Origin of the sequence: Nonomuraea sp. B5E05 (assembly GCF_039880665.1) — a bacterium.
GTDB lineage: Bacteria > Actinomycetota > Actinomycetes > Streptosporangiales > Streptosporangiaceae > Nonomuraea.
Map to the genome: position 1 here is coordinate 63,328 of NZ_JBDPMJ010000013.1, position 25,907 is coordinate 89,234.

Consider the following 25,907-nt stretch of genomic DNA (forward strand, 5'->3'; position numbering starts at 1 on the left):
GTCCGAATAAAAAGTCAATATGGTGAGGTACGCCTACGAGAGGGGCAGCCCGATGCCGAAAATCGTCGACCACGACGAACGCAGGCGCGAGGTCATGGCGGCGGCCGGCCGGGTGATCGTCAGGGACGGCATCGACGCCGCCACCACGCGGGCCATCGCCAAGGAGGCCGGCTACTCCAACGGGGTCCTCGCCCACTACTTCGCCGACAAGGACGAGATCCTGCTGTCGGCGCTGCGCCAGTCGCACCAGCGCATCCGCGCCCGGCTGACCGCCAAGGTCGAGGGCGCGACGGGGCTGGCCGCGCTGCGCGAGCTGCTGCTCGACAACCTGCCGCTGGACGACGAGCGCGGCCGGGAGACCCGGCTCGAGGTCAGCTTCTGGAGCCGCAGCCTGACCTCGGAACGCCTGGCCGAGGTCCAGCGGGCGGAGGCGGCCGAGCTGCGCGCCGCCGTACGCCACCTGCTCGGGCAGGCCCGCGCGGCCGGCGAGCTGGCCCGGGACCTGGACGAGGACCTGGACGAGGACCTGGACGAGGACCTGGACGAGGACCTGGACGAGGACCTGGACGAGGACCTGGACGAGGACCTGGACGAGGACCTGGACGAGGACCTGGACGAGGACCTGGACGACCTCACCGAGCACCTGCTCGCCCTGGTGGACGGCCTCAGCCTGCACCTGCTGCTCTACCCCGGCCGGATCACCCGGGAGGGCGCGGAACGCATCATGCTGGGCGCCCTCGACCGCCGCTAATTGCCGCTTTTCGGACGACCCGCTACATTCGACGCACATGAGCCTCCGCGAGCAGCTGTGCGAGTACGGACGGCGGGCCGTCGAGCTCGGCCTGGTCATCGGCACCTCGGGCAACCTGAGCGTGCGCCAGGGCGACCTGGTGGCGGTCACGCCCTCAGGGGTGGCGCTCGACCGGCTGACGCCCGAGTTGTGCCCGATCGTGGACGTCTCGGGCCACCTCGTCGAAGGCGACGCCCAGCCGTCCAGCGAGACCCCCATGCACCTGGCCGTCTACGAGGCCACGGACGCGCTGGCCGTGGTGCACACGCACTCCGTGTTCGGAACGGTCGTGGCCACCACGATGACGGAGCTGCCGCCGGTGCACTACAACGCACTGGCGCTCGGCGGCGTGGTCAAGGTCGCCGAATACGCCACGTACGGCACCCCCGAGCTGGCCGCCAACGTACGGGCGGCGCTGGAGGGCAAGCAGGCGGCCCTGATGGCCAACCACGGCGGGGTGACCATCGGGCCGACGCTGGAGCAGGCGTTCGAGGCGACCCGCCTGCTGGAGTGGTTGTGCGAGGTGTACGTCAGAGGGCTCGGCGTCGGCAAGCCGGCCATCCTCACGGACGAGCAGCTCGCCGCCGTCGTGGACCGCGCCCTCAACCCGCCGGCCTTCCCCCGCCGCCCCTGACCCGCCCGGCCGGGCCACCCGGCCGCACGGCCGGTGGCGGTCAGGCGAGCGCGGCCTGCTCGGCCAGGCCCAGGGGCAGGCCCCCGGACCCGGCGATCCGGTCGTGGAACTCCTTCGGCGTGCCGCGGAACGACTCCCGGATCCGGTCGATCTCGATCGCGCCCGTGAGGTAGGACGGCGCCTGCGTGGGCCAGGCGCAGTAGCGGTTCACCTCGCCCTGGGCGGTCCCCGGCGAAAGCGACGCCTTCGTGGCCATGAACGTCTCGGCCTCCTCGACGGACATGTCCTCGCAGTGCAGCGCGGTGTCCACCACGATCCGGGCGGCGCGGAAGATCCGGCAGTCGAGGTGGGCCAGCTCGGTGGCGGGGGTGTCGAAGTAGCCCTGCTCGTGCAGGACCTTCTCGACGTACAGGGCCCAGCCCTCGGTGAAGTACGGGGTGCGGAAGACCTTCCTGACCGCGCGCGGATTGCCCGCCATGTACGACAGATGCCAGTGGTGCCCCGGGTAGGCCTCGTGGACGGCGATCGACGGCATCTGGGCCCGCGAGTTGGTGCGCAGGCGCTGGCGTACCTGCTCGGGGGTGAAGTCGTCGGGCGTGTAGGGGACGAAGAAGACGCCCGTGCGTGAGGCGCTCAGCGGCGGCGGCGACAGGTAGTGGGCGACGGACAGGACGGGCCGCGTGTACTCGGCCGACGGCAGCACGTGGCACTCCTCGCCGTCGGCGAACGTGACCAGGTCGTGCTCCCTGACGAACGCGCGGGCCCGCCGGGTCTCCGCCTCGTATTCGGCGCGCATGTCGGCCAGCGTCGGCGGGTGGTCGTCCATGAGGGACTCCATGGCCGCCCGCCAGTCCTCGGTGCCGTTGACCCCGAGCGCGACCTGGCGCATCCGCGCGTCCAGCTCCGCCCAGGCGGCCTTGCCCTTCTCGTGCAGCTCGGCGGCGCCGTACGCGAGCATCTCGCGCTCGCGCAGCAGCGTGGAGTAGAGCTTCTCCCCCATCCGCCAGCTGCCGCCGCACTCGAAGCCTTCCAGGAAGGTGACGAGCTCGTCGAACGCCCGTGCGGCGGGCTCGGCGGCCTCGGCCAGCGTCGCGCGCAGGCCCTCGTCCTGGACCATGGACGGGATCGTGCGGGTGAGGAAGTTGCGGCCGGTGCGGGCCTGGCCGAGCCCGCGCTGCACGAGCAGCGGGGCCGCCAGGTCGGGGTCCAGGTTGGCGCGGCAGGCGGCCAGCACGCCGGGCACCTCGGCGAGACGGGAGACGGCGGCCGTCACCAGCTCGGGCTCCGGCTTGAGGCGGTGCTGGAACGGCGCGAACATCGAGGCGAAGATCGCGGACAGGTAGGTGGCGGGGTCGCGCCGCCATGCGGGCCAGGACGCGAGCGCGATCGAGCCTCTCAGCTGCGAGAGGACCAGATCTCTGTCGATCGTGTCGTCGAGCGACGTGGTCTCGAGTGCCGACAGGCGGTCGTGCCAGCGGACCTCCTCCTGCTCGCGGGCGGTCCAGGCGGTGGCGGTGAAATCGCCGAGGGTGTGATCGTAGCCGTCCGCCCCCAATGTGCTGGCGATGACGGGACGGTCGGAAAAGTACCACTTGAGAAACTCGTCCACCGGTGCACCATATCCTGATGAAATGCCCCTGCAGATCACCGGCGCGCTAGGCGACCCTGACCTGATCCGCCTCCCCTGGGAGGTGCCCCTCCAAGACTGGCCGCAGCGTCACCTGGTCGATCTGCCCCGCGGCATCTCGCGCCACGTGGTGCGGTTCGCCAGGCTGTCCGGCAAGGTGTACGCGATCAAGGAGATCAGCGAGCGGTACGCCAAGCGCGAATACCAGCTGTTGTGGGACCTCGCCCGGCTCGACGCCCCCTCCGTGGAGCCCGTCGCGTACGTCACCGGCCGCGAGAACGGGCTCGACGCGGCACTGATCACCAGGCACCTGCAGTACTCGCTCCCCTACCGCGCGGTCATGTCGGGCACCCTGCGCCCCGACACGCTCACCCGCCTGCTGGACGCGCTGGCCGTGCTGCTGGTCAGGCTGCACCTGAACGGCTTCTACTGGGGCGACTGCTCGCTGTCCAACACGTTGTTCCGCAGGGACGCGGGGGCGTTCGCGGCCTACCTCGTGGACGCCGAGACCGGCGAGATGCACCCGATGATCAGCGAGGGGCAGCGGCGCGGCGACATCGACGTGGCGCACACGAACATCTTCGGCGAGATGCTCGACCTGGAGGCCGGCGGCCTGCTGCACCCCTCGATCGACCCCATGGACACCGCCGAGGACATCGTCGCCCGCTACCACCGCCTGTGGGACGAGATCACCCAGAGCGAGATCATCGAGGAGGTCGACTGGCACCGGGTGGAGCAGCGGATCAGACGGCTCAACCTGCTCGGCTTCGACGTGGCCGAGATGATGGTGCGGCGCAAGGTCGGCACCGGACGGCTGATCGTACGCCCCAAGGTCGTGGACGCGGGGCACCACCAGCGGCGGCTGCTCAGGCTGACCGGGCTCGACGTGGAGGAGAACCAGGCGCGGCGACTGCTCAACGACCTCGACGGATTCCGGGTCGCCAGGGGCCTGCGGCACGAGGACGAGGCCATCGTGGCGCACCGGTGGCTGGCGGAGGTGTTCCAGCCCACGGTCGAGGCGATCCCCGCCGGGCTGCGCGGGAAGCTGGAGCCCGCGCAGCTCTTCCACGAGATCCTCGACCATCGCTGGTTCCTGTCGGAGGGCGCGAACGCCGACGTGGGGCTGGCCACGGCCGTGAAGTCGTACGTGGACAACGTGCTCGTGCACAAGCCCGACGAGAAGGCGCTGCTCCCCGACGAGGACGCCCAGACCCCCGGCGAGGACTGGAGTACGGGCTGACCGACCTCGGCCGCTCCCTGCACGACCCGATCGCGGCGGTGGCCACGTGGGCCGAGACCCACGTGGCCGAGATCCTCCGGCACCGGGAGCGGTCCGCGCAACTCGGGAGCGGCCGCGCAGCCCGGGAGCGGCCGCGCAGCCCGGGAGCGGCCGCGTAGTCAGGCGGCGGTCAGCTTGGCGATCTCGCGGGCGATCTCCGGCCAGAGCGGCTCGGGCAGGTCATGGCCCATGCCCGGATAAGTCACCAGCCGGGCGCCGGGAATGGCCGCCGCCGTGGCCCGGCCGCCCTCGACCGGGACGAGCGGGTCGTCCTCCCCGTGCAGCACCAGCGCCGGCATGGTGAGGCTCGCCAGCAGGTCCGTACGGTCGCCCGAAGCCATGATCGCGGCCAGCTGCCGGCCCGTGCCCGCCGGGTCGAAGCAGCGGTCGAACGCGCGCCCGGCTCTCTGGACGACCCGCTCCCGGTCCATCGCGTAGCCGGGTGAGCCGATCACCGCGTACGTCTCCAGCGCCTGCGCCATGACGGCCGCGCGGTCGGCGGCGGGGCGGGCGGTCAGGGCCGCGAACGCGGCCTCCGTCGGCGGAGCGACCGTGGGGCCGGGCGTCGACATGATCGAGGTCAGGGTCAGCACCCGTGCCGGATGCCGGATGGCCAGGGACTGGGCGATCATCCCGCCCATGGAGGCGCCGACCACGTGGGCGGCCGGCCAGCCGATGGCGTCCATGAAGCCCGCGGTGTCGTCGGCCAGGTCGTCCAGCAGGTACGCCGAAGGCGCCCCCGTCGTGGGAGCGCCCAGGTCGTGGAGGTGGGTCGACAGGCCCGCGTCGCGGTTGTCGAACCGGACGACGTGGTGCCCCTGTTCCACCAGGAGCTCGCAGAACCCGTCGTCCCAGTGGGTGAGCTGCGCGCCGAGCCCCATGATGAGGAGCAGGGGCCGCCCGTCGGGGGAGCCGATGCTTTCGTAGGCGATGTCGATGCCGTTCGCGGCTACGCGGAGGGTCACGGTGACCAGAATGACATTCTGGCGCCGCGTTCGTAAAGTCAGCCTCGCCGGGCGTAGGCGCCGGTCGAGAAGGGCACCGGCCGCCCCTTCTTGCCCAGGCCGTCACCCCACTTGGTGATGACGTAGTCGATCTTGATGTGCCCCTTGCCGCCGTTGCCGTTGACCATCAGCGAGCGGGGGTTGAAGGTGCCGCCGGTCAGGTCGGCGAACGTCTTGGCGTCGAGATCCAGCATGATGCCGCGACTGGAGGGCTCCCCCGGCCCTCTGTCCCCGACGAAGAAGGGCATCTTCTTGCCCTTGTAGATCACGTACCCCTCGGTCAGCAGCGGCCAGCTCGGGCTGGCGGCCATGCCCTTCTGCATCGGCTTGCCACTGGCGGGCAGGCCGGTGTCGCCGGCCCTGCCCGAGCCGTCGTCCCAGAAGTACGACGCCGTGGTGGAGCCCTTGTACAGGGCCTTCTTCTCGGACCCTGGATCGGCGTGTGCCGCGGTGCAGGCGACGCTCATCGAGCCGACGGCGGAGGCGGTGAGCAGGGCAAGGGAACGCAGGCCAAAACGGGGAGACATGAAAATGTGAAGTCCTTCGCGAGGGGACGAGGGGGAGGCACGCCGGCAAGAGGGCGCGGCGCTGCGGCACGCTCGAGCGACTACATCGGGCGAGGGAAAGAAAAGGGGGAAGGGGGGCCGCTCAGGCGGCGGCCGGCGCTACGCGATTCGGGGGTACGGCGCGGTAATACATGCGTTATGTCCTCTCCATCACACCTGCCGGGTTAGCTGACGGGTTCGGGCGTGGAGATGCCCTACCGGCACGAGCCGGATTCACCCCAGTGAGGTGGGTCCCCGGTTCCCGATCGAGTCGGGATTCGGCGCCAGCCGGAGGCCCTCTCTTGGGTAAGGGCCAGGTCACCGGCTGGTAATGGCGGCAACTCTAGCAGCGAATCGGACATACGCAAACGATTCGCCATGAACCGGGCAAAGATCTACCTAGCCCGGGAATACGAAAGGGGGTACGGCATGCCGTACCCCCTCAGTCCTTCCGGCTCAGCCGCCGCTCTTGCGCCTGAACGATCTCTTACTCGCAGCCGGGCCGTGCGCCCCGTGAATCTTCGATGGGTCGACGCCCCTGCCACCAGCGCCGGAGCCCGCGTGCTGGTTGCGCTTGCGCTCCAGCGCTTCGCGGAACTTGCGCTTCATCTCGTCCTCGGGAGTTTCGCTGACTTCCGGCTCCGGTGATTCCGCCATGAGGACCTCCACGGTGTTGGGGACAACCACAGCTTCGCACGGCGTCGCTTTCGATGCGAAACCGACCTCGCCCTGTCACCCGTCGCGGGTGAACGCCAGCAGCCGGAACACCGGGTCCGGCCCGTCCCGCCCCTGCCCGTGACCCACGAACGTGGTCTCGCCGGCCTGGCGCAGACCGTGCCGGACCGCCTCCGCCACGACCAGTTCCCGGTCGTCGGCGGGACGGCGCCGGCCTCCGGACCCGTGGGCGGCGCGCTTGTCGACCGTCGTGACGTACACCCCGCCCGGCCGCACCACGCGCGCGGCCTCGGCGATCACCGGACGGGCGTCGCCGAGCAGGTGCAGCAGCCAGATCGTGGTGACCGCGTCGACCGACCCGTCGCGTACGGGTAACGCGCGGCCGTCACCCAGGACCACGTGCACGCGCCCCGCGGCGACCCGCGCCATGCCGGCGGAGGCGTCCACGCCGAGCACCCGCAGGCCACGCCCGGCCAGTTCCCTGCTCACCAGCCCGGTGCCGCACGCGACGTCGAGCAGCGTGCCCCCGGGCAGCAGAGCGCGCACCGCCTCGGCGGCGGCTTCGGCCCGCGGCAGACCGCCACGGGTCTCGTCGTAATGTGCGGCTTCAAGATCGTAGTCGAGCACGACCGAATCGTACGCCGCCGGGTAAAGGGAGACCGTTCGGTTCCTGGTGTTGTGTTGGAGTGCCCCAGGAAATACACCCCGCATGTTGGTCGACGCCCCAGGCGCCATTATGGACGTGCCGTGATGAACGTGTTCGGTCATGACCTGGCGATGGATCTGGGTGCCGCGAGCACCCGGATCTACGTCAAGGGCAAGGGCATCGTGCTCGACGAACCCTCCGCCGTCATGCTGGACAGCCGCACGGGCCGGGTCGTCGGATACGGCGCCGAGGCCGCCCAGGGCGAGCGGGGAGAGACACGCTGGCCGGTCAGCGGCGGCCTCCCGGTCGACGACGAACTCGCCCGGCACCTGATCCGATACTTCCTGCGCAAGGTGCACGGGCATCCGTTCTCCAGGCCGCGCGTCGTGCTGGCGCTGCCGAACAACTCCACCCCGATCGAGCGCGCGGCGCTGCGCGACATCGCGTTCGAGGCGGAGGCCAGGGGGATCCTGCTGATCCCGCACGCGCTGGCGGCGGCGCTGGGCGTCGGCCTGCCGGTCAAGGACTGCGCCGGGCGCATGGTGATCGACATCGGGCGCGACACCACCCGGATCGCCGTGCTCTCCCACGGCTCCGTGATCGCGGCCGCCACGGTCCCCGGCGGAGGCGACGGCATGAACCGGGCCATCATCCGCCAGGTCGAACGCGACCACGGCCTGCAACTCGACGAGGAGGAGGCCGAGTCGGCCAAGCGGCGCGCCGGCACCGCGTGGAAGCCGCTGTACCGGCAGGTCACGGTGCGCGGACGCGAGAGCGACACCGGCCGCGAGCGCTCGGTGCCGCTGCCCGTGCAGCGGATCTACGAGGCGACCAGGCAGCCGATCGAGTCCATCGTGCGGGCCGCGATCGAGACCGTCGAACAGTGCCCGCCCGAGATCTCCGTGGATCTCGCCGACCGCGGCGCGGTGGTGGTGGGCGGCGGCGCGCTGCTGCGCGGGCTCGGCCGGCGGTTGCGGGCGGCGCTGGGCATTCCGGTGAGCAGGGCGGAACGGCCGCTGGAGTCCGTGGCGCTCGGGCTCGGCCGCTGCGCGGAGGACCTGGGGCTGATCTCCAAGCTCCGCGGCCGGTGACGCCGGCGCGAGAGAGGACGGCGCGACGACGGCAGGACAACGATGGCTCGACGACGGATCGACGACGGATCGACGACGGATCGGCAGCGGCCCGGCAGCGGCCCGGCAGCGGCCCGGCAGCGGCCCGGCAGCGGCCCGGCAGCGGCCCGGCAGCGGCCCGGCAGCGGCCCGGCGGCGGCCCGGCGGCGGCCCGGCGGCGGCCCGGCGGCGGCTCGGCGGCGGTGAGGGGAGACAGTCCATGACCGTGCACGGCATCGACCACGTCGGGGTGACGGTGCCCGACCTCGACGAGGCGACGAAGTTCTTCGCCCGCGCGTTCGGGGCCGAGGTGCTCTACGACACCCTGCCCAAGGAGCGGGGACCGAAGGGAGGGTGGGCGGTCGAGCGGCGCCTCGGGGTGCCCCAGGGGACGGTCGAGGTGGCGATCCGCATGCTGCGGCTGCCCAACGGGCCCGGGATCGAGCTGTTCGAGTTCGGCGGGCCGCGGCAGGCCGACCCGGTCCTCATGTGCGATCTGGGGTGGCAGCACGTCGCCCTGTACGTGGACGACGTGGACGCGGCGGTCCAGCGGGTGATCGAGGCCGGGGGGTCGCCGATGGGCGAGCCGGTGCCGCTGCCGGGACCGGAGTCGGGCGGGCGCAACCGGTTCGTCCACTGCCGCACCCCCTGGGGCAGCGTGGTGGAGCTGGTCACCTACCCGGACGCGCAGCCGTACGAGCAGGACACCGGGCTGCGCCGCTGGCGCCCCTGACGCGCGCCGGCCCCGCCACCCGCGCCGTGCCCGGCCCTCCGGTGAACGCCGCTCCAGCCGTGCCGGCCGCTCACAGGGATGGGCAGGTCACGGGGTGGACAGGGCCTCCGTCGGTGAGAGGCGGGAGGCGCGGATGGCCGGGTAGAGGCCGGCCACGGCGCCGATGAGCAGGGTGGCCACCAGGCCGCCCACCGTGGCCCAGGCCGGCACCACGGACGGCCAGCCGCTGTAGAGCGCGTACCCCATGGTGACGCCCATGCCGAGCAGGATCCCGCCGCTCCCGCCCATCGCGGACAGCAGCAGCGACTCGGCGAGGAACTGCGTGCGGATCTGGCCGCGCGTGGCGCCCAGGGACCGCCGCAGGCCGATCTCCGCACGGCGTTCGAGGACCGAGATGACCATGGTGTTGGCCACGCCGACGCCCCCGACGAGCAGGGCCACCGCGCCGACGCCCAGCAGGAGGTTGGCGAACGCCTGGCTGGTCGCCTGCTTGGCGGCCAGCGCGTCGGACGGGCGCGAGACGTCCATCTCGTTCGGCGCCTCGGGGTTGGCCGTGCCGGCCAGCACCTGCCGTACCGACTCCAGCTTGGCCTCCTCCGACCGGGTGTAGAGCGTGGTCGGGTGGCCGTCGAAGTCCAGCCTCGACTCCGCCACCGGCCAGCCGATCAGGACACCGCTGTCCAGGTCGGTGGCGAGCGCCACCGGGTTCAGGATGCCGACGACCGTGAACCGCACGCCGCCGACGACGATCTGGGTGTCCGCTCCCGCGGCGCCGATGCCGAGCCGCTGGGCGGTGACGGAGCCGAGCACGGCGGCGGGGTAACGTTCGGTGGCCGCGTTCAGCCACGTGCCGCTGCTCAGGGTCGCGCCCACCGTGGCGGGCAGGTCGAGGCTCGCGGCGTACGCGCTGATGCCGCCCGTCTGTGCCTCGGGGATCTGCTCCGACCGGTACACCTTGGCCTCGGAGACCTTCCCGACCGACGACGCCCGCTCGACGGGGCCGATGCGTTCGATCATCACCTCCGCGTCCTTCGGCATCTGCGCCGCCTCGCCCATGAGCGTGGTGCCCGACGACACGGTGAGCAGGTTGGTTCCGAGCGCCGACAGCGTACGGTCGAGCTCGGCGCCCGACGATGACGAGAGCCCGACGACGCCGACCATGGCGGCGATGCCGATCGCGATGCCCAGCGCCGACAGGAACGCCCGCAGCGGTCGCGTGCGCAGACCGACCGCGCCGACCCGCAGGACGTCGCCCGGCCGCATCCTGGCCGGCGACGGTTTGAGCCGCGCCACCTCGATGCCCGCCATCACGCCACCCCTGATCCGGCGTGCCGGGGCCAGGGCTCGCCGTGCGGGGCGGCGGCGGAGTCGGAGACGATCCGGCCGTCGCGCATCCGCACCTGCCTGGGCAGGCCGGCCGCGATCTCCCGGTCGTGCGTGATGATCAAAATGGTCGTGCCGCTCGCGTTCAGCTCGTGCAGCAGTTCCATCACCCCCGTCCCCGACACCGAGTCCAGCGCCCCGGTGGGTTCGTCGGCCAGCACCAGCGGCGGGTCGCCCGCCACGGCCCTGGCGATGGCCACGCGCTGCCGTTCACCGCCGGACAACTCGTGCGGCTCGTGGTCCATCCGGTGTCCCAGCCCCACCCGCTCCAGCGCGGCCGCCCCGCGGCGGCGCCGCTCCTGCCTGCTCAGGCCCGTGTAGACGAGCCCGTCGGCCACGTTGTCCAGCGCGGGGATCTTCGCGGCGAGGTGGAACGACTGGAAGACGAAGCCGATCGTGGTGGCTCGCAACGCCGACAGCTGCCCGTCCGACAACGTCGAGACGTCGTAACCGTCGATGTGGACGGTCCCCGAGGTGGGCCGGTCGAGGGTGCCGACGACGTTGAGCATGGTCGACTTCCCCGAGCCCGACGGCCCGACGATGGCGGCCAGCTCGCCGTGCCGGATCCGCAGCGACACCGACCGCAGCGCCGCCACGCCGCCGGGATAGGTCCTGGACACGTCCGTCAGCTCGATCATGGGGTACGTCATGACGTCGGCATCCCCACGGTCATGCCCTCGGCGAGTCCGTCGCCGCTGACCTCGACCCGGCCCCCGGCGAACAACCCCGTCTCCACCGCGACGTACCGGGACCTGCCTCCCTCGATGACCTCGAGGCCGAACCCGCCCTCCTGCAGCGCCACGAGCGCCGCGACCGGCACGGTCAGGACGTCCTCGCGCTTGGAGGCCGTGAACGTCACGTCCACCGCCGCCTTGTCGAGGCCCTTGGCGGCCTTCGAGTCGCCGATCGAGACGAGCGCCTCCAGCCGGGTCTCCGGCTCGGCGTCCTGGCTCTCGCCGGGCTGGATGACGGTGGCGACCTCGGTCACCTTGCCGTCCACGCTCTTGCCGTCAGGCAGCGTGACCTCCACCTTGGAGCCCTTCTTGGCCATCCGCTGGTCCTCGGCGTCCAGCTCGACCGTGATCACCTTGGACGTGCCGGTGTAGGTCAGCACCTTCTGCCCGGGCGCGGTCGGCTGGCCCTCCTCGGTCTCCAGACTCTCCACCCGCACCTTGCCGGGCGCGAAGACGATCCGGCCCAGCTCGACCACTCCGGTCTCGTCCAGCCCCCGATCCTGCTGCCACTCCATGACGGCCTCGGCCGTGTCGTAGGTGTACTCGTCGTCGACGGTGAAGCCGTCGTAGCCGAGCTTGCTGAGGTTGCGTTCCAACGCCTCGACGTCGTCGCCCTCCAGGCCGGCCTTCAGGTCGCGGTACGCGGGCGTCTTGCCGTACATGAGCATGACCGGCTCGTTGTCGACCCGGTAGAGGGACTTGCCGCGGGTGACCTGCCGGCCGCTGTCGGGCAGCCAGGTGATCGTGCCAGGTCTCCTGCTCACCGCCGTGGTCACGGGGCCGTAGCCCAGCTCGCCGTCGGCGTCCGTGGTGTCGTTCAGGGTCTGCTCGGTCACCTCGGTGGTGGCCGGGGGCAGCGCGCCGGCCGGCTGCGTCGGCCCGGCCTTCCCGTCCAGCAGGCCGGCGCCGTTCACCGCGATCAACCCGCCGCCGGCGACGGCCACGGCGACCAGCAGGCCGGCGACCAGCTTGCCCCGGCCGCCGCGGCGGCGGCGCGAGGACGTCGCATCGGGCTCCCCCTTCCCGTCGAGGGGCGTGGCCCGGTCCGTCGCCGGAGTCATCAGGAATCTCCCATACCGGCGTCGGCGGACTCCTTCTGGCACTTGGCCTGCGCGTCCTTGAAGTCGGGGTCCTTGCCGACCTCACCCGTGATGCGCATCATGCCGCCCTCGGGGTCGGGGTAGTTCTCGACGCCGTTGTCACGCATGCACTGCGCGAGCTTGCGCAGGTTCTCGCCCATCTTGGGGTCGCCCTGGCCCGACTTCTGCCCGCTCGGGGCGAACTCCTTGCAGGCCTCCTGGGCCTTCTCGACCCGCTCCCGATCCTCCGGGCCCTTCGCTTCCAGCTTCATCCTGACGCCCTTGCCGGGCTCCGGGTCGGGGACCTCCACGCCGTTCTCGCGCATGCACTGCGCGAACTTCAGGCCTTGCTCCTGCGGATCCACGCTGGGCTTGCTGGTGGCCGCTGCCTGGTTGCCGGTGCCGCCGCTCACCGACGCCACATCGGATCCGCCGTCGCTGCTTGATCCGCATCCGGTCAGGGCCAGGGTGAACGCGATCGGCGCCACGGCCAGCGCGCTGAGGACTCGTCCTCGCATAGCTCTCCTCCATCGAACTGTCGTCGGGGGAGATGCAACAGAGCCCGCTGTTTCCGCAGCGTTTCCCTTTCGGCTTACTTCGAGCGAATATCGCCTGCGCCACAATCGGCCTCGGTAATCGGATGAAAGGGCCTGAGGTACGCCATGCGAGTACTGGTGGTGGAAGACGAGCGCATCCTCGCCGACGCGATCGCCGAATGGCTGCGCGACGAGACCCACGCGGTCGACCTGGCCCACGACGGCGAAAGCGCGCTGGAGCGCATCGCGGTCAACGACTACGACGTCGTCGTGCTGGACCGCGACCTGCCGCGCGTGCACGGCGACGACGTGTGCAAACAGCTCGTGGCGTCGGAATCCGACGCGCGGGTGCTGATGCTGACGGCCGCCGCGCAACTCGACGACCGGGTGACCGGGCTGTCCATCGGCGCCGACGACTACTTACCGAAACCGTTCGCCTTCCCCGAGCTGGCCGCCCGCGTGCTGGCGCTGGGCCGGCGCTCCCGCCCCGCGACGCCGCCCGTGCTGCGGCGGGCCGGGATCACGCTCGACCCGGCGCGGCGGGAGGTGTACAGGAAGGGGCGGTTCGTGCCGTTGTCGAAGAAGGAGTTCGCCGTCCTGGCCGAGCTGATGCGGGCGAACGGGGCCGTCGTCTCCGCCGAGCAGCTGCTGGAGAAGGCGTGGGACGAGCACGCCGACCCCTTCACCGGCGCGGTCCGGCTCACCATCCTGAAACTGCGCCGCAAACTCGCCGACCCGCCCGTCGTGGAGACCGTGCCCGGAGTGGGGTATCGCATCGCATGATCTTCCCGCGCCTGCCACGCCCGCAGCCGACGCTCCGGCTGCGGCTCACCCTCGTCTACGGCGCCCTGTTCATGGTCGCCGGGCTGACGCTGCTCGGCGTCACCTATCTCCTGTTCGACCAGCAGCTCAACCAGTACTTCGAGAGCCGGTTCACGCCGGAGCCCGGCAAGCTCAAGAAAACCTTCCTTCTCCGCGACGGGGTCGAACTCTCGGGCGAGGCCGCGAGGGAATTCATAGAGCAGCAGGAGATGGAGTTGCGCGGCGTCGCCGTCACGTCGCTGATCACCCAGGGAGCGATCGCGCTGATCGTGGTCGGCGCCGCCGCGGTGACGCTTGGATGGGTGGTGGCGGGCCGGGTGCTGACGCCGCTGCACCAGGTGACCGCCACGGCGCGCAGGATCGCCGCCGCCCCGATGGCCGAGCGCGGCCTGCACGAACGGATCTCCCTGGACGGGCCCGACGACGAGGTCAAGGAGCTCGCCGACACCTTCGACACCATGGTCGAGCGGCTCGACCACTCCTTCGACGGGCAGCGCAGGTTCGTCGCGAACGCCTCCCACGAGCTGCGCACCCCCCTGACCCTGAACCGGGCCCTGGTCGAGCTGGCCATGCACCGGCGTACGGCCACGCCCGACGTCAAGGAACTGGGCGAGAGCCTGCTGGAGATCAACGCCCGCCACGAACGCCTCATCTCCGGACTGCTGCTGCTGGCCAGATCGGACCAGCACATCGCGGACCGGTCGCCGGTCGACCTGGCCGACGTGGTGACCCACGTGGTCGCCCACACCTCGTCCGACGCCTTCGAAGCCAAGGTCACCATGTACGAGGTCGCCGAGCAGGCCCCCACCACCGGGGACGCGCTGCTGCTCGAACGGCTCGTGCACAACCTCGTGGAGAACGGCATCCGATACAACCTCGACGACGGCACCGGATGGGTGCGGGTGGTGAGCCGTACCGTGTCGGACGGGAAGGTCGAGGTGGAGGTCAGCAACACCGGGCCGAGCGTGCCGCCGTACGACGTCCCCCTGCTCTTCAAGCCCTTCCACCGGCACGGGGCCGAACGGACCGTCACGGGGAAGAGCGCCGGGCTGGGCCTGTCGATCGTGCGGTCGGTGGCGCTCGCGCACGGCGGCGAGGTGCGGGCACGGCCGCGCGAGGGCGGCGGCCTGGTCGTGATCGCCTCCCTCCCCCGCCCCCGCCACGGACCGTAAAAGTGTCGTAACCGTCCGGCACACTTTCCGCGACCACTCTGACCGGAAAGGTAACGGACATGGCGCGTGGCTGGGGGTTGCAAAGGGTGCGCGAAGAAGTCGGGCTCGCGGTCTGGGAAGTGAGGCTGGCTGTCGACACCAGCCTGACACCTGTCGCCGTCGAGGAGGTCAGGAAATACGGCCGCACTCTCGTGGTTCGCTATTACCGCGCGGCCGATGTCGAGCTGTTGCAGGCCCGGGCGGGCGAAGCGCTGAGGCGGGCCGCACACGCGGAGCTCAACCGCGCCGCAGCGGCGGAGCAGTCCGCCATCGATGCTGCCGCGCGGGCGATCTCCCGGCTGTCCGACGATGCGGTGGCCGAGCTCTTCGGCTGCCGGTCGACGTGATCAGACCGCTGCGCCCCGTCAGTGGGCGACGGAGTTGGAGGGGCCGCTGGAACAGGTCCCCAAGGCGATCGAACGGCCTACTCCCAGAGCGATCGCAGCCGCCCGACACAGCCGCCCGCCGTGGGCCCGCCCGACATCCGCCGATTGAGTCGACATGCCAGGCCCCACCGACAAAACTCGGCGTCCCGCCGCCGTCGTGGCTCTACGGGCGGTCGCGGACGTAGTAGTCGCCGAGCGTGTCGTCATAGCGGCCGGTCGGACGGCAGCAGCGGCGGAAAGCGCCGCCCTGAGCCGCAGGGGCACGGGTCTTTGCCGCCGAGCTTCTCGATCAGCTCCTTGTCGCGGCCGACGCGCCGGTCGCCGCGCTTGACGTGCGTCTCGCTAGAGGGAACCCCCGGCGGCGCTTGCTGGTGGGCTCAAAAGGACATCTCGTCGCGGTGCATGGCGGGCCTCCTTGGTCCGTGTTCGGCGCTGTCACGATAGGCGCCCGTACGCGGCTCCGCGACCGAATTTCCTGGCTGCGGCGGCGATTTCCTACAGGCCAGTAACTTCGCTACAAAACTTCTTTCGTGTGGGTATCGTACGTAAAGATCTACCGCACCCGTCTCAGGAGTCATTTCTCTCATGGCGCACGTCGAACCGCTGCGGGAGGACGACCCGACGGCGGTAGGGGCATACCTCTTGCTCGGCCGGCTGGGCTCGGGCGGGCAGGGGACCGTCTACCTCGGGCAGGCTCCTGACGGCACGCGGGTGGCGGTCAAGGTGCTGCGTTCGAGGGCCGGGTTCGACGACAGGTTCGCCAAGGAGATCGAGAACGCGCGGCGGGTGGAGCCGTTCTGCATCGCGCAGGTGCTGGACGCCTCGCTGGGGCGGCGGCCGTACATCGTGACGGAGTACGTCGAGGGCCCGTCGCTGCACGAGGCCGGCCGGCACGCCGGGGCCGATCTGCAGCGGCTGGCGGTCGCCACGGCCACCGCGCTGGCCGCCATCCACGCGGCGGGCGTCGTGCACCGCGACTTCAAGCCCGCGAACGTGCTGCTCGGCCCAGGCGGCCCCCGCGTCATCGACTTCGGCATCGCCCGCGCCATGGACGACGCGGCCACCCACACCAGCGGCATCGTGGGGACGCCCGCGTACATGGCGCCCGAGCAGCTGGCGGGACAGCCGGTGGGGCCGCCGGCTGACGTGTTCGCCTGGGCGTCGGTGATGGTGTGGGCGGCCACGGACACGCCGCCGTTCGGGCAGGACACCCTGCCCGCGATCATCAACCGGATCCTGAACAACGAGCCGCAGCTCGGCGACCTGCCGCATCCGCTGCGCTCAGTCGTGTACGACTGCCTGGCCAAGGATCCGCGGGCCCGGCCGACCATGCGTGAGGTGCTGCTGCGGCTGCTGAGCGGGAACAACCCGCCCGTGCCGCACGCGGGCGGCTCCGGCCCGATGCACCTGCCCCCGCACGTGCCGGGGGCCGGTCCAGCACACGTGCCAGGAGCCGGCCGGCCTGGGAGCGGTCCCCTGCCGGGAAGGGCCGCGCAGCACGGAGGCATGCCGGCCGGACCGCACCCGGGCGGGCCGCACCCGGGCGGGCCGGGCGTGCGGAGGGCTGGTGGCCGTAGAGGGCTGGCGGTGCCCCTGGTGGCGGGTGTCTCGGGTGTCGTCGTAGCGGCGCTGATCGGCGGGATCGTCTGGGTCGCCCCGGGATGGGGTACGCGGGAGGAGAAGCCGGTCGCCGCGCCCACCCCCAGCACCACCACCCCCACCGCGAAGCCCACGCCGTCGACCACCCCGAAGCGCACCCCCAAGAAGACCAAGCCCCCCGCCCGCCGTACGACCAAGCCCGTCGGCACTCCCAAGCACACGCCCACGGCGACGCCCGAGCGGACCACGGCGCGGCCGACGCCGTCCCGCACCCGTACCACCAAGAAGCCGGTCACGAACGCCACGGCCAGCATTCTCGCGCTCGAGCTGATCGGCGGCCCCGGCCAGTCAGAGTCCGGAGGCTGCTACATGCCGCCGGTGCACGTCCAGACTTACGTGGAGTCGACCAGGCGCGAGGTGTGGGTCTCCTACGCGTGGCTGGTCGACGGCAAAACCAAGGAGAGCGGCAAGTCCTGGGTGCCCGAGGACGACTACACCGCGTTCGTGACCGCCAGGCAGTGGAACCTGCCCGCGGGACGCCACACCGTGACCCTGAAGGTCAGCTCGCCGTCCTCGGCGCGCAAGAGCATGTCGTTCAGCGTCTGCGCGCTGGAAACCTGGTGACGCCGGAGGCCATCGGCCCGTACCGGGTCGTCAGGCAGATCGGCGAGGGCGGCCAGGGAGTGGTCTACCTCGGCACGGCCCCCGACGGGACGCGGGTCGCGATCAAGGTGCTGCGGGAGGGCGTGCCAGGCGACGGCCGCTTCGCCAAGGAGATCGCGGCGGCGCGGCGGGTGGAGCCGTTCTGCATCGCGCAGGTCCTGGACGCCTCGCTGGGCGCGCGGCCGTACATCGTGACCGAGTACGTCGAAGGGCCCTCGCTCCAGCGGGCCGGCCTCCACACGGGTGCCGACCTGCAGCGGCTGGCGGTCGCCACGGCCACCGCGCTGGCCGCCATCCACCGGGCCGGCGTCGTGCACCGCGACTTCAAACCGGCGAACGTCCTGCTCGGACGGGACGGCCCGCGCGTCATCGACTTCGGCATCGCCCGTGCCATGGACGCCGCGGTGACGCGCACCAGCAGCATCGTGGGGACGCCCGCGTACATGGCGCCCGAGCAGTTCCTCGGCGCGGTCGCCGGGCCCGCCGCCGACGTGTTCGCCTGGGGTTCGGTCATCGTGTACGCCGCCACGGGCGCGCCGCCGTTCGGCAACGACTCGCTGCCCGCGGTGCTCAGAAGGATCCAGTACGACGAGCCGAACCTCGGTGACGTGCCCGAGCCGCTGCGCTCGATCGTGTACGGCTGCCTGGCCAAGGATCCGGCCGCCCGGCCGGCCATGCAGGACGTACTGTTCCAGCTCATCAGCGGCCGGCCCCAGGCCAGGGCGTCCGCCCCTGACGAGCGGCACTCTCCCGTCAGCGGCCCGATCCCGTCCCTGGCGCCCTTTCCCGGCGGCTCGTCCCAAGCTCCCTTCCCTGGTGACCCGTCCCAGGCGCCCTTCCCCGGCGGCCCGGCCCGGGCCCCCTTTGCCGGTGGTCCGCCGGTCGCGCCGCCTCCGGCGGGAAGGCGCGGGTGGCCGTCGCCGGAGGGCCCGCACGGCCGGACCGGTCCCACCCGCCCGGTGTCCCGTAACCGGCTCGGCATGGCCCTGCTCGCCGGCGCGACCGCGCTGGTCGTGACGGGCGGGCTGGCGGCCGCCTGGGTCGTGCTTCCCACGCCGCCCGGCGACGCCGGCGCCACCACCGCCCCCGTCGCCGCGCCCTCCTCCCCCACCGGCTCGCGTACGGTCGCGGACACGAAGCAGTCGCCCAGGCCGCTGGACCCGTCGGCCGGCCGGCGCCCCGGCAGGAAGACCCCGAAACCCACCAGGACCAGGACCCGGACCACGCCGACGCCTGCGAAGAGCACGAGGACCACGCCGAAGCCGTCCGCCCGGCCCACCACCGCGAAACCCACCAGGACGAGGCAGGCGGGCGGGGTGACCTCGGTGTCGTTCGACTACGAGGGCATCCGGATCGGAGACTGCTGGCGCTACGACATGAACATCTGGGCGAAGGTGTCGGCGACCGGCTCCTACAGTTACCGGTGGCTGCTCAACGGCCAGAGCCAGGGCGCGAAGGTGGGCAACGCGTCGTCGAAGCCGCTTCTGCCGTCGATCGTGTGGAAGAAGGAGGGCACGTACAGCGTCGTCTTCGAGGTGGTCGAGCCGACGCGCACCAGGAAGAGCGCCACGGTGAAGATCTGCGATTTCGACGAGGGCTGGTAGGCGGGCGCTGGCGTCAAGGGGCGGCGGAGGGGCAGGGTGGGCGTGTGATCGTGCCACTATCGGAAGGCAGGCGTTCCCGATGCCCATGATTCCCCGCTTCCACCTGGCCGTGCCCGTCGACGACCTGGACAACGCCCGCCACTTCTACGGCGAGCTCATCGGCTGCGCCCAGGGCCGCAGCTCCGACATCTGGATCGACTGGAACCTGCACGGCCACCAGTTCGTCACGCACCTGGCGCCCGCGCGTTCGGAGCGGGTGCACAACCCGGTGGACGGCCACGACGTGCCGGTCCCGCACTTCGGGCTGATCCTGACGATTCCGGAATTTCAGCAGCTGGCGGACCGGTTCCGCGCGGCCGGCACCGCCTTCGTCATCGAGCCGTACCTGCGGTTCGAGGGGCTGCCCGGCGAGCAGTGGACGATGTTCCTGCTCGACCCGGCGGGCAACGCCCTGGAGTTCAAGGCGTTCGCCGACGACGCGCAGGTGTTCGCGGCCGACTGAGCAGCCGCTCGAAGAGCAGGGCTAACCGCGGGCGGCGTTGCGCAACGCGCGGTAGAGCAGGCGCGCGTCGCCCAGGTGGTGGCGGAGCAGCTTCTCCAGGCCGCCGATCGGCACCAGGTTCTGGGGCGCGCGCGGGTCCTTGTAGTCGACCCCGGCCAGCGGTGGCAGGGCCAGGGTGAGCGCGTCGGCGAGCCGCACCACCTGCGCGGGGTCGAGGTCGGCGCCGGCCTCGCAGCGCGCCACGCCCGCCCAGGGGGCGGTCGATCTGACGGGCAGGCGTACGTACCAGGCGTGCCGCCGCCAGCTCGTGCCCATGAGGAACACCGGCGTACGCTGCCCCGGCGCGAGCGCGGCGACCACCGCCGACTGCGGCGGCGGCAGGTAGGCGGTGTGGTGGGTCTTGATGTAGCCGACCGTGCGCGGCAGGTGGGTGCGGCCCCGTAGCGGTCCGTCCACCAGCAGCAGGTCGTCGCTCGCGGACCGGTGGCGCACGGCGAGGTCGACCTCCAGCTGCGTGACCTGGCGCTGCAGCGCCAGCGACAGCTCCTCGAAGCTGGAGTCGGCGGCCTTGCCGGCGCGGTAGAGGGCGTGGCCGGTCTTCACCTCGGGAGTGTCCGGCGACGCGGAGATCAGCGTACGGTTGACCTGGATCTCCGCCAGGTCGGCGCCGTCCTGCCCGCACCTGACGATGCCCGCGGCGTAGGAGGCGGCGATGCCGGGCACGGGCATCGGCGAGCCGGGGTCGTGCACCCACACGCGGGCGTCGATCCTGCGGACGCCGTCGGCGACCAGCAGGGTGCGCGGCGGGTCGGCGTCGGGCCCCGGCGTGACGGGTTTCCAGTCGGCGGCCGGGCGTTCGACGTCGAGCACCAGCTCGGCGCTGGTGGAGCCCAGCTCGGACAGGGCCTCGACGGCGAGGGCCGCGGCGTAGCCGGGATCCCACGGGTCGACGGTGAAACCGGTCACGTGGCCGCCTTCCGCACGTGGGAGCCCTTGGCGTCGCGCCTGACCTCGAAGCGTACCGGCACTCGTTCGGCCAGCGCGGGGACGTGGGTGACGACGCCGATCATGCGGTCCTGGCCGGCGGCCAGGCGTTCGAGGGTGGTGGCCACCGTGTCGAGGGTGGCCGGGTCGAGCGTGCCGAAGCCCTCGTCGAGGAAGATCGAGTCGAGCCCTCTGGCGACCGCCCCGGACAGCGCCAGGGCCAGGGCGAGCGCGGCCTGGAAGGTCTCTCCGCCGGACAGCGTACGGGCGCTGCGCCGCATGCCCGCCTCGCCGAAGTCGACGACCTCGATGTCGCCGGTCTTGTCGCTGAGCGTCAGCTCGTACTGGCCGTCGGACAGCTCGCGGAGCGTCTCGGACGCCGACGCGACCAGGACCGCCAGAGCCTCGGCGCACAACCATCGTTCGAAGGCGTTGGCGCGCAGGCGCAGGGCCAGCTCGTGGGCGACCTTGGCCTCGTGCTCCTTTTTGGTGATCTGCTCCTCCAGGTCGGCGGCGCGTCTGCGGTCGTCCCTGACGCGGTCGAGCGCGCTCTCCACGCGCGCGGCGGCCCCGGCGACGGCGGCGCCGAGCTGGTCGGGCGAGGCGTCGCGCGGCGGGACGACGCCGTGCTCGGCCAGGCGTTCCGACACCTTGCGGCGCTCGCGCGCCAGGGTGTCGCCGGCCTGGGCGAGCTGCTCGTCGCAGGCCGCGAGCGCCGCCTGGGCGGCCTGCGCGGCCCGGTCGCGCCAGCCGAGCAGGTCGGTCCAGGCCCGGTGCAGGTCGTCGCGGGTGAGCGGCGGCGGCCGGTCGTCGTGTCCGCCGGAGACGAGCAGCCGGTCGCGGGCGGACTCGAGGGTGCGCCAGGCGGACTCGGCCTGCCGCTCGACCTGCTCGGCTTCCTTGCGGGCGCGGTCGAGCCTGCCCCGGGCGGCGCGGAAGGCGTTGCGGGCCTGGGCCGCGACCTCCTCGGCCTTGCCGATCGCGGCCAGCCGCCCTTCGAGCTCGGCCCGGTCGCCGGGCGCGGGCAGCGCGGCGAGCTCGGACTCCAGCCGGTCGGCCTGCCCGGCCAGCATCGACGCCGACGCCTCGGCCCTGGCGTGGGCGGATGTGGCGCGCTCGGCCCGGTCGCGGGCTCCGGCGAGGGCGCGGTCGGCGGTGCGGATGTCGGCGGGCGGCTCGTGGCGGGGCAGCTCGGCGACCGGGTGCCGGCAGACCGGGCAGGGCTCGCCCACGGCCAGCCGGGGCGCGAGGTGCGCGGCGGCGTGGGCGTCGCGCAGGCGTTCGCGCTGGGTCTCGGCGGCGGCCAGCGCCTGCTCCGCGGCCTTCCGCTCGGCGGCCAGGCCGGGCAGCGGCTCCGCCGCGGCCACCGCCTCCGCGCGGGCGCGGGCGGCCTGCGCGGCGTGCCGTTCGCGGGCGTCCAGGGCGGCCAGCGCCGCCCGGGGCGCCCCGCGGTCGCCGAGCGCGGCCAGCGCTTCGTACGCCTCGTGGTCGTCGGCCTCCAGCGTCGCGACCTCGGCGGCCAGCGCCTCCACCGACTCGGCGGCGGCCCGCCGGGCCGAGGCCAGCGTCGGCACCGCGTCCGGCATCCGCAGCGACGCCAGCACCGACCGGCGTTCGGCCACGGCTGCGCGCTCCTGCTCGGCCCGCCGGATGTCGGCCTCGCGGGCCCGCAGCAGGTCGAGGTCGGCGCCGATGGTCTCGGCCAGGCGCCGCAGCGCCGCCAGCCGGTCGGCCAGCTCCTGCTCGGCCTCCGCCGTGGCGCCCGACAGCTTGCCGAGCTGGTCGCGGGCGAAGGCGGCGTCGCGCTTGGCCTGCTCCTCCTCCTGCACGGCCCGCTGCCTGATGAGCTCGTAGACGTCGGCGTCGAGCAGTTGCACCAGGAGGTCCTGCCGCTCGCGGGGCGCGGCGTGCAGGAACTCCGCGAAGCGGCCCTGCGGCAGCACCACGCACTGGGTGAAGAACCGGTATTCCAGCCCGGTCACCCGCTGCGCCTCGGGGGTGACGTTCTCGCCCTCGGCCAGGGGCCTGACCACCGCGTCGTAGGCCTGGTCGAGCAGGGCCGAGGGGTCGAGCTCGTCGATCCTGGCCTCTTTGGTACGCACCGCGCCCTTGCTGTCGCGCACCATCGCCCTGACCACGCCGTAGCGCCGGCCGCCGCTCTCGAAGACCAGCGCCACCTTCCCCGAGGACACCGAGGGCGCCAGGGCGTGGGCGATGACGTTCTCCTTGCCCCAGCGCGGCACGGTGCCGTAGAGGGCGAAGCAGATCGCGTCGATGATCGTGCTCTTGCCCGCGCCGGTCGGGCCGACCAGCGCGAAATACTCGGTGTCGGAGAAGTCGACGCTCACCGGCTCGCGGAAGCTGCCGAAGTGGTCGAGCTGGAGCAGCAGCGGGCGCATCAGCTGGTCACCTCGTCGTGCAGCCGGTCGAACAGCGCGGCCACCTGGTCGTCGTGCCGCCCGGTGGCGGTGAGATATTCGCGGAACAACTCGCCGGCGCCACGGTCGGCCGAGCCGGTCCTGCGCGTGGCCGGCACCGGCCTGAACCGTTCGTCCAGCATGACGTCGACGGCCCCCGGAAGCAGCTCGCGGACGTCGTCGGCCAGTCCCACGCGGGGTTTCTCCTCGACGATCACCTTGAGCCAGTCGTCGCCCTGTTCCAGGCCCTCCAGCTGGTCCAGCGTGCCGCGCACCGTACGCAGCCTGCGGGCCGAGCCGAAGGCCAGCTCCCGCACCACGGCCGGGCGGCCGGGCGAGACCTCCACCAGCAGCGCGCCGGGGGTGTTGCCCTCCTCGCCGAAGTCGACGGCGAGGGGCGAGCCGCTGTACCAGATCGGGCACGGCCCCGGGATCTGCTGGCGGCGGTGCAGGTGGCCGAGGGCGGCGTACTGGGTGGACGGCGGGAAGGCGGTCGGCTCGAAGTAGTAGGAGAAGATCGACTGGGCCTGCCGCTCCCCGCCGCCGAACGCGCCGCCGGGCAGCGTGCCGTGCGTGGTGACCAGGTTGACCGTGTCGCCGTGGAAGCCGGCCGTCAGCGCGCCGATCAGTTCGGCGATGCGGGCGGCGTAGTCGCGGTTGTGCTCGGCGGCCGTGCCGGCCAGCACCTCGGCGGCGCGTACGACGTAGCGGTGCGACAGGAAGGGCAGCACGGCCAGCCGCACCGGCTCGCCCGAGCGGGCGGTGAAGGCCAGCGTTCCGCCCGCGTCGGGGCGGCGGAAGCTGCCGATGACGTGCAGGCCCAGCTTGCCGAGCACCGGCCGGTAGACCTCCAGCAGCTGCGGGTTGTCGTGGTTGCCCGCCAGCACCACCACGTCGCGGCCGTCGCCGCGCAGGGCCATGAGAGCGTTCAGCACCAGCGCCTGCGCCTCGGGCGTGGGCGCGGAGGTGTCGAAGAGGTCGCCCGCCACGATGACGGCGTCCACGTCGTGGTCGCGGGCGGCGGCGACCAGCTCGCGCAGCACGGCGCGGTGCTCGTCGAGGCGGGAACGGCCCTTGAGCACCTTGCCCACGTGCCAGTCCGCGGTGTGCAGGATCTTCACGTCATCACCTGTGGTCAGAAGGGCGGGATGTCTTCTTCGACGCCGGGCAGCCCCTGGAACGGATCGCCTGAGGCCTTCGCGGCCGGGGCCGCCGCCTCCGCGGGCCGGGTCGCCCACGCGGGGAAGGGGAAGGCGACGGCCAGCGGCACCGGGATCTCCGGCTGGGCGACGAACATGGTGCCCGGCTTGGCGATCGTGGCGCGCTCGCGGACGGCCGGGGGCAGCCAGCCGTACTCCGACCTGGCGGCCTCGGCCGGGTCGAGGCGGCCCGCGACGCGTACGGCGCTGTTGGAGACGATGCGGCGCTCCACCTCGGAGGCCGTCTGCTGGGCGCCGATGAGGATGACGCCGAGCGAGCGGCCCCGCTCGGCCACGTCGAGCAGGATCTCCTTGATCGGGGAGTCGCCCTCGCGCGGCGCGTATTTGTTCAGCTCGTCGAGCACGACGAACAGCAGGGGCTTCGCGGTGCCGGACGACTCCTTGCGCTGGAACTCGCCGCGCAGCACCACGCCCACGACGAACCGCTGCGCCCGTTCCGGCAGGTTGTGCAGGTCGACGATCGAGACCTGGGCGTCGGAGGTGCTGACGGTGTGGTTGCGGTAGAACGGCAGGTCGCCCCGGACGATCGGCGACAGCGGGCGCACCGCGCTGCGCAGCCGGCGCAGGAAGGCGTTGACGGTGCCGAGCGGGGTCTGCGCGCCGGTCCACTGCTGGCGCGTGCCCTCGTCCTGCAACTGGTCGGACAGCAGCTCGACCAGGTCGGCGAACGTGCGGGCGGCGGTGCCCTGCACCATGACGGCGCCGCCGTCGCCCACCGGCTCCGCCCACGCCTTCAGCCGGGCCGCGACCTGCCCGACCAGCAGCGAGTAGCCGGCCCGCTCGTCGTCGGCGTCGGCGAAGACGAACCGCAGCAGCTCCTCCTCGCAGAACTCGACCAGCGTCCAGTAGAAGGAGCTCACGCCCTGGGTGCGGGCCGAGACGTGGGGCACGCCGTTGGCGTCGCCGGGACGCGGCGGGGCGAAGACGTGCACGCTGCCGAACGGCCGCGCGGGCAGCCCGAGCCGGGCGTAGACGGCGCGGGCGTCGTCGTCGAGCCGGAGGTTGTCGTGGTCGAGGAAGAGCAGGTCCTCCCCCTTGACGGAGAAGATCAGCGCCTTGGTGTTGGCCGACTCGGCGTCGAGGACGCCCGAGTTGAAGATCGAGTAGAGCAGGAACGTGGCGAAGGAGGTCTTGGTGGCCACGCCGGACACGCCGGAGATCGACACGTGGGCGCCGCGGGTGCCGTCGAGGAAGTCGAAGTTGGCGTACATCGGCCGGCCGTCGCGCCCCATCCCGATCGGGATGCGCCGGTCCATCACGTCGAAGTAGAGCGCCTGCTCGCGGTCGTCGGACCCGGCGAGATGGACCTTGGCGCCGGGCAGCGGCGGCACGAACACCTCGGGCTCGACCCTGGTCACCCGCACCTCGGCCACCTCGACCACGGCCGCGGGCAACGCGCCATCGGCGATGAGGAAGACGTCGGAGTCGTAGGCGGCGCCCTCGTGCCGGGCCTCGACGGTCGTCACCACGCCCGCGACCAGCACCGGGCCGTAGCCGGGCACGTCGCGCCTGGTCACCACCACGTCGTCGAGCTGGACGACCTTGCCCGGCTCCAGGCCCACCCAGAACGACAGCGGCGAGGCCGCCTGGGTGCCCAGCACCCGCCCGACCGCGTCTCCCGCCGCGGGTGCGGCCTCCTCCACCGCCTGGCTCGCCCCGTTGACCGTCACGAATCCCTCCGCCCCCAATGATGCCCTTCCATGGGAGCGTAGTAGGGGTCGACCT

Annotated in this window: 25 protein-coding genes and 1 riboswitch; of the genes, 12 read left to right on the plus strand and 13 right to left on the minus strand. The window is 72.3% G+C overall.

The genetic code is table 11. The annotated features are described in order from the left end of the window. Window positions 1–52 precede the first annotated feature (52 nt). Window positions 53–751, plus strand: a complete 699-nt coding sequence (locus ABGB01_RS24210) for a TetR family transcriptional regulator C-terminal domain-containing protein (RefSeq protein WP_347775831.1) — start codon at window positions 53–55, stop codon at window positions 749–751. A 37-nt stretch (window positions 752–788) separates the two neighbouring features. Then, window positions 789–1,424: a class II aldolase/adducin family protein gene (locus tag ABGB01_RS24215; protein WP_347775832.1), complete on the plus strand. Its 636-nt coding sequence runs from the start codon at window positions 789–791 to the stop codon at window positions 1,422–1,424. Between the two features lie 40 nt (window positions 1,425–1,464). On the opposite strand, the gene ABGB01_RS24220 is transcribed toward ABGB01_RS24215, so the two are convergent. After that, a complete protein-coding gene (locus tag ABGB01_RS24220; protein WP_347775833.1) occupies window positions 1,465–3,033 on the minus strand; it encodes a DUF885 domain-containing protein in 1,569 nt (522 codons plus the stop codon). A 22-nt stretch (window positions 3,034–3,055) separates the two neighbouring features. Here ABGB01_RS24220 and ABGB01_RS24225 point away from each other — a divergent pair, with 22 nt between their 5' ends. Next, window positions 3,056–4,291 carry a DUF4032 domain-containing protein gene (locus ABGB01_RS24225; RefSeq protein ID WP_347775834.1) on the plus strand — a complete coding sequence of 412 codons (1,236 nt, stop codon included), beginning with the start codon at window positions 3,056–3,058 and terminating at the stop codon, window positions 4,289–4,291. Between the two features lie 158 nt (window positions 4,292–4,449). On the opposite strand, the gene ABGB01_RS24230 is transcribed toward ABGB01_RS24225, so the two are convergent. From ABGB01_RS24230 to ABGB01_RS24245, 4 genes are all read right to left on the minus strand, one after another. Next, complete coding sequence (locus ABGB01_RS24230) at window positions 4,450–5,295, minus strand: alpha/beta hydrolase (protein ID WP_347775835.1); 846 nt, start codon at window positions 5,293–5,295, stop codon at window positions 4,450–4,452. Window positions 5,296–5,333: 38 nt separating this feature from the next. Further along, window positions 5,334–5,861 (minus strand): hypothetical protein, encoded by a 528-nt coding sequence (locus tag ABGB01_RS24235; protein WP_347775836.1) that lies wholly within the window; start codon window positions 5,859–5,861, stop codon window positions 5,334–5,336. Between the two features lie 177 nt (window positions 5,862–6,038). Next, window positions 6,039–6,173, minus strand: a riboswitch (cyclic di-AMP (ydaO/yuaA leader). 162 nt (window positions 6,174–6,335) lie between these two features. After that, window positions 6,336–6,536, minus strand: coding sequence for a DUF5302 domain-containing protein (locus tag ABGB01_RS24240; protein WP_132601313.1), 201 nt, complete (start codon window positions 6,534–6,536; stop codon window positions 6,336–6,338). A 75-nt stretch (window positions 6,537–6,611) separates the two neighbouring features. Next, complete coding sequence (locus ABGB01_RS24245) at window positions 6,612–7,181, minus strand: class I SAM-dependent methyltransferase (RefSeq protein WP_347775837.1); 570 nt, start codon at window positions 7,179–7,181, stop codon at window positions 6,612–6,614. Window positions 7,182–7,304: 123 nt separating this feature from the next. On the opposite strand from ABGB01_RS24245, the gene ABGB01_RS24250 reads away from it, so the two are divergent. The 3 genes from ABGB01_RS24250 to ABGB01_RS24260 are packed head-to-tail and all read left to right on the plus strand — an operon-like array spanning window position 7,305 to window position 9,042. Then, complete coding sequence (locus tag ABGB01_RS24250; RefSeq protein ID WP_347775838.1) at window positions 7,305–8,291, plus strand: rod shape-determining protein; 987 nt, start codon at window positions 7,305–7,307, stop codon at window positions 8,289–8,291. 42 nt (window positions 8,292–8,333) lie between these two features. Further along, window positions 8,334–8,516 (plus strand): hypothetical protein, encoded by a 183-nt coding sequence (locus tag ABGB01_RS24255; protein WP_347775839.1) that lies wholly within the window; start codon window positions 8,334–8,336, stop codon window positions 8,514–8,516. A 13-nt stretch (window positions 8,517–8,529) separates the two neighbouring features. After that, entirely contained in the window at window positions 8,530–9,042 is a 513-nt protein-coding gene (locus ABGB01_RS24260; RefSeq protein ID WP_347647139.1) for a VOC family protein, read from the plus strand. Window positions 9,043–9,129: 87 nt separating this feature from the next. On the opposite strand, the gene ABGB01_RS24265 is transcribed toward ABGB01_RS24260, so the two are convergent. Genes ABGB01_RS24265 through ABGB01_RS24280 form a run of 4 tightly spaced genes read right to left on the minus strand, consistent with a single transcriptional unit; the run spans window position 9,130 to window position 12,756 of the window. After that, window positions 9,130–10,350, minus strand: coding sequence for an ABC transporter permease (locus tag ABGB01_RS24265; protein ID WP_347775840.1), 1,221 nt, complete (start codon window positions 10,348–10,350; stop codon window positions 9,130–9,132). Then, window positions 10,350–11,075 (minus strand): ABC transporter ATP-binding protein, encoded by a 726-nt coding sequence (locus tag ABGB01_RS24270; protein ID WP_347775841.1) that lies wholly within the window; start codon window positions 11,073–11,075, stop codon window positions 10,350–10,352. The genes ABGB01_RS24265 and ABGB01_RS24270 overlap by 1 nt, the downstream gene beginning before the upstream one ends. Continuing rightward, complete coding sequence (locus ABGB01_RS24275) at window positions 11,072–12,220, minus strand: peptidoglycan-binding protein (protein WP_347775842.1); 1,149 nt, start codon at window positions 12,218–12,220, stop codon at window positions 11,072–11,074. Before ABGB01_RS24275 ends, ABGB01_RS24270 begins: the two co-directional genes overlap by 4 nt. Continuing rightward, window positions 12,220–12,756, minus strand: a complete 537-nt coding sequence (locus tag ABGB01_RS24280; RefSeq protein ID WP_347775843.1) for a hypothetical protein — start codon at window positions 12,754–12,756, stop codon at window positions 12,220–12,222. Before ABGB01_RS24280 ends, ABGB01_RS24275 begins: the two co-directional genes overlap by 1 nt. Window positions 12,757–12,900: 144 nt before the next feature. Here ABGB01_RS24280 and ABGB01_RS24285 point away from each other — a divergent pair, with 144 nt between their 5' ends. The 6 genes from ABGB01_RS24285 to ABGB01_RS24310 all read left to right on the plus strand — a co-directional run bounded on the left by ABGB01_RS24285 (window position 12,901) and on the right by ABGB01_RS24310 (window position 19,561). Further along, window positions 12,901–13,557 carry a response regulator transcription factor gene (locus tag ABGB01_RS24285; RefSeq protein WP_347618732.1) on the plus strand — a complete coding sequence of 219 codons (657 nt, stop codon included), beginning with the start codon at window positions 12,901–12,903 and terminating at the stop codon, window positions 13,555–13,557. Next, on the plus strand, window positions 13,554–14,768 hold the full coding sequence (locus ABGB01_RS24290) for an ATP-binding protein (RefSeq protein ID WP_347775844.1): 1,215 nt from the start codon (window positions 13,554–13,556) through the stop codon (window positions 14,766–14,768). The genes ABGB01_RS24285 and ABGB01_RS24290 overlap by 4 nt, the downstream gene beginning before the upstream one ends. Before the next feature lie 59 nt (window positions 14,769–14,827). Then, a complete protein-coding gene (locus ABGB01_RS24295; RefSeq protein ID WP_347775845.1) occupies window positions 14,828–15,154 on the plus strand; it encodes a hypothetical protein in 327 nt (108 codons plus the stop codon). Window positions 15,155–15,778: 624 nt separating this feature from the next. Then, window positions 15,779–17,416: a serine/threonine-protein kinase gene (locus ABGB01_RS24300; RefSeq protein ID WP_347775846.1), complete on the plus strand. Its 1,638-nt coding sequence runs from the start codon at window positions 15,779–15,781 to the stop codon at window positions 17,414–17,416. Next, window positions 17,413–19,059: a protein kinase gene (locus ABGB01_RS24305; RefSeq protein ID WP_347775847.1), complete on the plus strand. Its 1,647-nt coding sequence runs from the start codon at window positions 17,413–17,415 to the stop codon at window positions 19,057–19,059. The genes ABGB01_RS24300 and ABGB01_RS24305 overlap by 4 nt, the downstream gene beginning before the upstream one ends. Before the next feature lie 79 nt (window positions 19,060–19,138). Further along, window positions 19,139–19,561, plus strand: coding sequence for a VOC family protein (locus ABGB01_RS24310; protein ID WP_347775848.1), 423 nt, complete (start codon window positions 19,139–19,141; stop codon window positions 19,559–19,561). Window positions 19,562–19,582: 21 nt separating this feature from the next. On the opposite strand, the gene ABGB01_RS24315 is transcribed toward ABGB01_RS24310, so the two are convergent. From ABGB01_RS24315 to ABGB01_RS24330, 4 genes are read right to left on the minus strand one after another with little or no spacing between them, the layout of a single operon-like run. After that, complete coding sequence (locus ABGB01_RS24315) at window positions 19,583–20,527, minus strand: hypothetical protein (protein WP_347775849.1); 945 nt, start codon at window positions 20,525–20,527, stop codon at window positions 19,583–19,585. After that, entirely contained in the window at window positions 20,524–22,944 is a 2,421-nt protein-coding gene (locus ABGB01_RS24320) for an SMC family ATPase (RefSeq protein ID WP_347775850.1), read from the minus strand. The genes ABGB01_RS24315 and ABGB01_RS24320 overlap by 4 nt, the downstream gene beginning before the upstream one ends. Continuing rightward, window positions 22,944–24,083 (minus strand): exonuclease SbcCD subunit D, encoded by a 1,140-nt coding sequence (locus ABGB01_RS24325; RefSeq protein WP_347775851.1) that lies wholly within the window; start codon window positions 24,081–24,083, stop codon window positions 22,944–22,946. The genes ABGB01_RS24320 and ABGB01_RS24325 overlap by 1 nt, the downstream gene beginning before the upstream one ends. Window positions 24,084–24,097: 14 nt before the next feature. After that, the gene (locus ABGB01_RS24330) at window positions 24,098–25,852 is read right to left on the minus strand and encodes an ATP-binding protein (RefSeq protein WP_347618723.1); all 1,755 of its coding nucleotides are present in this window, start codon (window positions 25,850–25,852) and stop codon (window positions 24,098–24,100) included. Window positions 25,853–25,907 lie beyond the last annotated feature (55 nt).

What these genes read in the sequence shown, in the direction of transcription:
- ABGB01_RS24210 (WP_347775831.1), top strand. Translation starts at nt 53, where the DNA reads ATGCCGAAAATCGTCGACCACGACGAACGCAGGCGCGAGGTCATGGCG.
- ABGB01_RS24215 (WP_347775832.1), top strand. Translation starts at nt 789, where the DNA reads ATGAGCCTCCGCGAGCAGCTGTGCGAGTACGGACGGCGGGCCGTCGAG.
- ABGB01_RS24225 (WP_347775834.1), top strand. Translation starts at nt 3,056, where the DNA reads ATGCCCCTGCAGATCACCGGCGCGCTAGGCGACCCTGACCTGATCCGC.
- ABGB01_RS24235 (WP_347775836.1), bottom strand. Translation starts at nt 5,861, where the DNA reads ATGTCTCCCCGTTTTGGCCTGCGTTCCCTTGCCCTGCTCACCGCCTCC.
- ABGB01_RS24240 (WP_132601313.1), bottom strand. Translation starts at nt 6,536, where the DNA reads ATGGCGGAATCACCGGAGCCGGAAGTCAGCGAAACTCCCGAGGACGAG.
- ABGB01_RS24250 (WP_347775838.1), top strand. Translation starts at nt 7,305, where the DNA reads ATGAACGTGTTCGGTCATGACCTGGCGATGGATCTGGGTGCCGCGAGC.
- ABGB01_RS24255 (WP_347775839.1), top strand. Translation starts at nt 8,334, where the DNA reads ATGGCTCGACGACGGATCGACGACGGATCGACGACGGATCGGCAGCGG.
- ABGB01_RS24260 (WP_347647139.1), top strand. Translation starts at nt 8,530, where the DNA reads ATGACCGTGCACGGCATCGACCACGTCGGGGTGACGGTGCCCGACCTC.
- ABGB01_RS24265 (WP_347775840.1), bottom strand. Translation starts at nt 10,350, where the DNA reads ATGGCGGGCATCGAGGTGGCGCGGCTCAAACCGTCGCCGGCCAGGATG.
- ABGB01_RS24270 (WP_347775841.1), bottom strand. Translation starts at nt 11,075, where the DNA reads ATGACGTACCCCATGATCGAGCTGACGGACGTGTCCAGGACCTATCCC.
- ABGB01_RS24275 (WP_347775842.1), bottom strand. Translation starts at nt 12,220, where the DNA reads ATGACTCCGGCGACGGACCGGGCCACGCCCCTCGACGGGAAGGGGGAG.
- ABGB01_RS24280 (WP_347775843.1), bottom strand. Translation starts at nt 12,756, where the DNA reads ATGCGAGGACGAGTCCTCAGCGCGCTGGCCGTGGCGCCGATCGCGTTC.
- ABGB01_RS24285 (WP_347618732.1), top strand. Translation starts at nt 12,901, where the DNA reads ATGCGAGTACTGGTGGTGGAAGACGAGCGCATCCTCGCCGACGCGATC.
- ABGB01_RS24290 (WP_347775844.1), top strand. Translation starts at nt 13,554, where the DNA reads ATGATCTTCCCGCGCCTGCCACGCCCGCAGCCGACGCTCCGGCTGCGG.
- ABGB01_RS24295 (WP_347775845.1), top strand. Translation starts at nt 14,828, where the DNA reads ATGGCGCGTGGCTGGGGGTTGCAAAGGGTGCGCGAAGAAGTCGGGCTC.
- ABGB01_RS24300 (WP_347775846.1), top strand. Translation starts at nt 15,779, where the DNA reads ATGGCGCACGTCGAACCGCTGCGGGAGGACGACCCGACGGCGGTAGGG.
- ABGB01_RS24310 (WP_347775848.1), top strand. Translation starts at nt 19,139, where the DNA reads ATGCCCATGATTCCCCGCTTCCACCTGGCCGTGCCCGTCGACGACCTG.
- ABGB01_RS24320 (WP_347775850.1), bottom strand. Translation starts at nt 22,944, where the DNA reads ATGCGCCCGCTGCTGCTCCAGCTCGACCACTTCGGCAGCTTCCGCGAG.